Origin of the sequence: Paenibacillus helianthi (assembly GCF_001909055.1) — a bacterium.
In the GTDB taxonomy this organism is placed as follows: Bacteria; Bacillota; Bacilli; order Paenibacillales; family Paenibacillaceae; genus Paenibacillus_AQ; species Paenibacillus_AQ helianthi.
Genome location: NZ_LVWI01000009.1, coordinates 1 through 945, shown reverse-complemented (window position 1 = coordinate 945; position 945 = coordinate 1). Strand labels below are relative to the sequence as shown.

1 protein-coding gene is annotated in these 945 nt (G+C 48.6%); it reads left to right on the top strand.

What is annotated here, in order from left to right; genetic code table 11:
• Positions 1–945, top strand: a 945-nt coding sequence (locus A3844_RS06070; protein WP_143192016.1) for a transposase, incomplete at both ends; no start/stop codon positions are given.

Genomic DNA, 945 nt, shown 5'->3' with positions numbered 1-945 from the left:
CTTCCGTTCCCAGCGGATGAGGAATGTCCTCGAAACGGTATTTACCGCCGTGCTTCAGTTTCTGGCTGACGAAAAATACGTGTCTCTGGAGCATTATTTTGTGGACGGCACTAAGATCGAGGCGAATGCCAATCGCTACACCTTTGTTTGGGGCAAAGCGGTCAGCAAACACAAAGCGAAATTACAGGAGAAGGTACACGCTCTGTTTGCTGACATTGAAGCGGCAGAGCACCAAGAAGAACAGGAGTTCCAGGGAAAGGACCTCGCCGAATTCGGAGAATCTTGTGAGATGAACAGTGAGAAGCTAGAAACCCTGACCCAGGTGCTGGAGTCTAAGCTCCTGGACAAACCTAAAGACAAACCTCTGAAAAAAGCCGTTCGGAAGCTTCGGAAGGATTTGCTGCCCAGATTACTGAAGTACGAACAGTACCAGAGGCTACTTGGCGACCGGAACAGTTTTAGCAAGACCGACCCGGATGCGACGTTCATGCGGATGAAGGAAGACCACATGCGAAATGGTCAACTCAAACCGGGTTACAATGTACAAATCGGAACGGAAAACCAGTTTATTTTAGCGTACAGTCTACACCCGAGACCTACGGACACCCGTTGTTTACAGCCGCATATGGAAAAGGCAAAAAAGATCTTGGGTAAACTTCCTAGGGCGGTAATTGCGGATGCAGGTTACGGCAGTGAAGAAAACTACGCCTATCTGGAAAAGGAAGAGATTCAGGCGGTCGTGAAATACGGCAGCTACCACAAAGAAAAGAGTAAAGCTTGGAAAGAGAATATCGGAAAGGTGGAGAACTGGACGTACAGTGAAACCAGGGATACATGGACGTGCCTAGCTGGGGAAACGTTGCATTTCCGCAAAGAGAGCAAGGAGACACTACAAAGCGGATATGAAATTCACAAACGTCATTACCGAAGCCAAAGCTGCGAAGG